This window comes from Chamaesiphon sp. VAR_48_metabat_135_sub (assembly GCF_031418915.1).
In the GTDB taxonomy this organism is placed as follows: domain Bacteria; phylum Cyanobacteriota; class Cyanobacteriia; order Cyanobacteriales; family Chamaesiphonaceae; genus Chamaesiphon.
Map to the genome: position 1 here is coordinate 22971 of NZ_JANOJV010000012.1, position 6000 is coordinate 28970.

Genomic DNA, 6000 nt, shown 5'->3' on the forward strand with positions numbered 1-6000 from the left:
CAGTCAGGAGTTTGTTTTTACAAGCGGGGATTTACGCCGCCCAATCCTAGGATTGGGTGGTGTAAGTTAAGTGACTATTTCGTACGCCCAATTCTCAATTTCCGAATTCCGAATCCCGAATCGCAGCCAGAGATCTCCCTGTGGAGCCGGAAATAGATGCGATCTGTCAGAATCTCAAGCACTGTGAAGAAATTTTAGTCTTGATTGTTTTATTCTCGGTTCAATCTGGGAACAATACATAAGTGAGGGTTCGATATTATGGCACACAATTGTTGCTAAATGTGACAAACTAGCTCATTAGCATCGCTAATGAAGATGAGAATCGAGTTGTGTTTCCTCGATCTCTATCACACACAGATTTCTTCATCGTTATCTACAATCGTAGTTAAATATTCATGTAAATTTAATTACAAGCTTGTTTTTTCACCATGATTCATCGTTCTCGCATCCTTTGAGGTAGTCGAATTGCGATCGTCAAGCTGAAACATCTAACATATAAAGTTTCTAGGTGTAAATCTAACATAGAATTTCCATATATTGACGGCGAAAAATAATGCTTGAGAGTAATGACAAATCAGCAGGACTCAGTTTTAAAGATCTAATTATTCAGTTGAAGTCCATTAAGTCTCAGTCATTTAGTGGCAATTTAATTGTTAAAGTAGATGCAAATTTGACCTGGACATTTTCATTTAGGCTGGGGCGTTTAGGTTGGTTCAGTGGTGGAGTTGATTCAATTAATTGCTGGCAGAGAAGCTTGAGTCTCGCTAAACTTAAATTATCGCCAGAAAAATTGGCAGAAATTAATAATTTATCTCAAGCAACACTAGAATCAAATACCTTAGCAGAACTGTTAGTCAAGGAATCGATCGACCGAGAGAAATGTGCCGACATCGTTACGAGGATGACGATTGAAGGCTTATTTGACATCATTCAATTTAGTCAACATAGTGGCAATCGGCTAGCTTATCGACTAACTGAAACTGGGGCAGGTAATAGCTCATTAAATTTAATATTGCCACTACTGGAAATCGAACCAATTCTCACCAAATCGATCCAAGTATGGCAAGAATGGGCGAATGCAGGATTAGCACTGTATGCACCTAGTTTATTTCCAGTTATCTATAAATCAACCGAAATTTCGCAATTACTCGATGGTTCCGATCTATATCACACAGTTTTATCGATCGATGGTAATCGATCTCTACGCAGCTTGGCTGCGAATAATCATCAATCGATATTAGAGTTTACAAATACGCTCCTCCCATTATTCAGATCTGGATTTATTACTTTAGCAGCGCAACCAAAATCTAGACTAAATAAATCTCAAAATGCCGAGACAATCGATCGATCCGCAACTGGAGATCTGAGATCGACAGGAAGTAGTCAGTTAAGCAATCGATTTAATCAACCTGCTAATTCTGCCTCAATCGAGAATTCAGCAACCAAGCAGAGTCCGTTAATTGCCTGTATTGATGATAGCATCTTGATTTATCAGTCTTTAGAAAGAATTCTCGATCGACATGGCTATCGTCATTATGGAATCCAAGATCCGTTGAAAATTATGCCGAGTTTGATTAGAAACAAACCGGATTTTATTTTCTTAGATTTATTAATGCCAATTACGAATGGTTATGAAGTATGCGAACAAATTAGGAAAACTCCTAGTTTGAAGCATATACCAGTAATTATTCTGACTGGCAAAGATGGACTGATCGATCGAATGCGATCGAAAATGGTGGGAGCGACTGGTTTTCTTGGTAAACCAGTCGAGGCAGAGGCAGTTTCAAAAATGCTTGAAAAATATCTTGTTGTAGGTAAAGAATCATGAGTCAAATTTTAATCGTTGAAGATAGCAAGTTAGAAGCAGATAAACTTAGAAAATGTCTGGAAAATCAAGGATTTTCAATTACAATCGTCACTAGTGGTGAAGAAGCTGAAATTAGACTCAAAACTTTTAAACCAAGTTTAATTGTTCTGGATGTAATTTTACCTGGAGAGAGTGGATTTGAGCTATGTCGCAAGCTAAAAACCGAGGTATCAACTCAAAATATCCCGATCGTTATTTATTCGACTAAAAATAAGCAGATCGATCGAACTTGGGGTGATATGAGTGGTGCTGATGCTTATTTAAGTAAAACAGTCGATGAAACAACTCTGCTGGAAACAGTTAATCGGTTGATGAGTTGAGAATTAAGTAAATTATCGATCTTAGCGAAGGCAAAATCATAAATCTTGAATTATGAATTTATAAATTATGAGTCAACTTATCGATCGGGCACCATCACATCAAAGAGATCGGCAATTAGTTCACGCGAATGATTCAAGTGATGAATCTCAAAGATTTCTGGGGTTTACTATTGGCAATAATTTGAATGCTTTGATTCCTTTGGTAGATTTGCAAGCAACAATTAAAATTACATTGTCTGAAATTTTACCAGTTCCCCAGATGCAAGATTCATTACTTGGCATTATTAATTATGGAGGTAAAGCAACTTGGGTGGTGGATCTAGCACATCTCATGGGCGGATCTTCTTATCTTCAGACACAAGACATATCGACCAGTATGGGGCTATTATTTCGAGTTCAAAACGAAATTGTTGCACTGTCTATCGATCGAGTAGGTACGATTGAAACGTATAAATCTGAGGAATGCTTGTCAATTGGGGAAGCAATGTTTACCGACCGAATGCGATCTTTTTTGGCTGGTTATTTTATTGATGAGTCTCAACAATCTCGGGTAGTAGTCGATCTCGATCGGGTAATTCATTCGCTAAGTGTCTTCCGTGGCTAATCGCAGATCGCACCTAACTAGTAAAAAATATTAACTAACAATTATCGCAAATGTTTAAAAAAAGCTTATTTGGTTCCGCAGAGGATAGATCGGACAAAACACCAGACATGCTCAATCCCATTTCCTCCTCAATCGAGCAACAACAGAAGTCTAATTCAGATCGAAACCCAATGACTAATACCACAGCAAAACAGCAACTATTATCGATTCTCCAAGATACCCAAGTTAAACTAGAGAATTCTAATAGTCCGAACACCGAGCCACTCCGCCAAAATTTACGGAAAGCGAGAGAACTAGCGGGATTTTTGTCAGTTGCTAGCCCAGCATCTGCACCTGCACCTGTCGCTAGTATCGATGCCGAACAAGTTTATCAAATTGCCACTAGAATTAGACAGGCAGGTACGCCGGCGGCAGCATTTAGTAGTGCAGTTAGCGATATCAAAGCATTGATGAATGTCGATCGAGTCTTGATTTATGAATTAACTGGAGTTACTGGTAAAGTTGTCGCCGAAGCAGTCCAAACTGGTTTTACACCAACATTCGGCGCAGAAATTCCGCCGATTGGATTTGGCTTCGAGCAATTGACTGACGACAGGTCTCATCGAGCAATTGCGCTGATTAATAGTCAAATTAGCCCTTATCAAAAACAGATTCTCGACCAGTATCAAGTTCAAGCGACAGTAGCAATTCCAATTTTAATTAATGGTTATTCGGCAACTACCGATAGTTATAGTTTAGGTCGTGTTTGGGGATTATTGGTCGTTCATCAGTGCGATCGATCGCGCCAGTGGACAGAATCTGAAACTGCTTGTCTATCACAACTATCGCTCGAACTTACCCTTGCGCTCCAACCAAATCAACCCCTACTGCAATTATCTCAACGCCGCGACCTGTTAGCAACGATCGATCTCGAAGCCCAAGAATTAATGCAGGGAATTCTCGATCGGATCCGCCATTCACTCCAAGCAGATCGAGCGATGGTTTATGCTTATAATCCAGATTGGAGCGGTCAAATTATTGGCGAATCCGTCGGTAATAATTGGGCGAAAGCAGGGAATTCACTCGATCGAGATTTCTTCGTGACTGGTGAAAACTACAAGCCCTATTACATGGTCAACGATCTCCAGACCAAAGGCTTGGCTCGCGCAGTAATGGAGAAGCTGGAACCGTTCCAAATCAAAGCTTACATCGTCGTGCCGATCGTTGCCAATAACCAATTAATCGGCTTGCTCGGCGTATATCAAAATTCTGGTCCCCGCAACTGGCAAGAATCCGATCTCAACGCGATGCTGGAATTTGCCAAGAATTTCAGTTTCCCGCTCCAACAAACCGCCAATCGCCGTCAGGCACAGTTTCAGACCAAATTAATGGAAAGCCGACTCGAACGGGAGCGGGGATTGGCTAAACTGCAAGAGCGACTCAGAACAGCCAGAGACGCACAAAATGTCTTTCAAATTGCCACCCTTGACGGGCGCAAACTATTAGATGTAGAACGAGCAGCGATTTATCAGTTTAACCCCGACTATAGCGGTCGATTTATTTCTGAATCAGCTACTCCAGGCTGGTCGGATCTGGTCAAAATCATTCCCTTTATTCAGGATACATTTTTACAACGGACTAAAGGTGGACGTTATAAAGATGGCGAATGTCTGGCGGTTAATGATATCTATACACACGGACATCAAACTTGTCACGTCCAACTGTTAGAGCAGATGGAAGCTAGGGCTTATATCATCGCCCCAATTTTTGGAGCTAATCGGAAATTATGGGGGTTGATTGCTGTCTATCAAAACTCTGGCGCACGGCAGTGGCAAGTCGATGAGATCGAAACCCTCCGACAATTGGGACTGCAAGTTGGGATTGCGATGGAGCAGATCGATTATATTCAACAATTGCAAAAGAAAGCCGAACAGGAGCAGACAATCAATCGGATTTCCGAGCGGATTCGTCAATCTTTAGCGGTTGATGATGTCTTCAAAAGTGTCGTTCAAGAAATTCGTCAAGCAGCTAAAGCCGATCGATCCGTAGTTTATCAGTTTAATCCAGACTGGAGCGGCCAAGTCGTCGCTGAATCGGTTGGAAGTGGCTGGGTGTCTCTACTCGTCGAGCAGGCAAAAGATGAAATTCTCACTGGTAATCGGACTCAAAGCGATCGTTGTTTACTGCGCAAATGGTCCGGTAAGGATATTACAGAGGAAGATACTTATCTCCAAAACACCAAGGGTGGTAAATATGCCAAAGGTGAAAAATCGACAGCAGTTAATGATATTTATGCCCGCAAATTCCCCGACTGTTACATTCAGTCCTTAGAAAAATATCAAGCTAAGGCATATATTCTCGCCCCAATTTTCATCGGCGAGAACTTGTGGGGATTACTAGGAATTTATCAAAATGATGCACCTCGGATCTGGGATACCTCCGAACGCGCTGTTGTCGAGCAAATCGCTTTACAAATTGGCGTAGCACTGCAATTGTCCGAATACTTGGAACGAGTTCGGACTCAGGAACAGGAATTATCGCAGATCGTCGATCGAGAACGGGCTACGCGCCAAGAATTGGAATCAGAGGCCCTGCGCGTCCTCAAAGCGATCGGTCCCTCCTTCCGAGGCGATTTAACTGTGCGTGCGCCCCTATCTGAAACCGAGATCGGCACGATCGCCGATGGCTACAACACCACGATTCAAAGTCTGCGGGAGTTGGTACGCCAAGTCCAAACCGCCGCCACCAGCGTGAGTAGCACTTCTAGCACTAATAATATTTTAGTCGATAATCTCTCGGCCCAAGCCAAACAAGAACTCGCCCAACTCGATTTAGCCCTAACACAGGTAAATCTAATGGCAGTTTCCAGTCAAGAAGTCTCTGACTTTGCTCAAAAAGTCGAACAGGTAGTTCAATCAGCCAACCGTACCGTCCAAAATGGTGACGCACTGATGGAAAATACCGTAGAAGAGATTTTAGAGATTCGATCGACTGTATCCACAACTGCTAAAAAAATCAAACGTCTGGGTGAAACCTTCCAGAAGATTTCTAAAGTAGTTAACCTGATCGAAAACTTCGCTACCCAAACCAACTTACTTGCACTCAATGCCTCGATCGAAGCAACCCGTGCGGGACAATATGGTAAAGGATTTGCCGTAGTAGCCGATGAGGTGCGCTCTCTGGCTTATCAGTCTGCGAATGCGACGACTGAAATCGAACGCCTGGTAGAC

4 protein-coding genes are annotated in these 6000 nt (G+C 42.1%); all 4 read left to right on the forward strand.

All coding sequences use genetic code 11. The features are described 5' to 3' along the window. Positions 1–553 precede the first annotated feature (553 nt). Positions 554–1828, forward strand: a complete 1275-nt coding sequence (locus RMO55_RS00470) for a response regulator (RefSeq protein ID WP_310421832.1) — start codon at positions 554–556, stop codon at positions 1826–1828. After that, positions 1825–2187, forward strand: coding sequence for a response regulator (locus RMO55_RS00475; RefSeq protein WP_310421835.1), 363 nt, complete (start codon positions 1825–1827; stop codon positions 2185–2187). Before RMO55_RS00470 ends, RMO55_RS00475 begins: the two co-directional genes overlap by 4 nt. 67 nt (positions 2188–2254) lie before the next feature. After that, on the forward strand, positions 2255–2791 hold the full coding sequence (locus RMO55_RS00480; protein ID WP_310421838.1) for a chemotaxis protein CheW: 537 nt from the start codon (positions 2255–2257) through the stop codon (positions 2789–2791). Positions 2792–2841: 50 nt separating this feature from the next. Then, a partial coding sequence (locus tag RMO55_RS00485) for a GAF domain-containing protein (RefSeq protein ID WP_310421841.1) occupies positions 2842–6000 on the forward strand: 3159 nt, incomplete at its 3' end.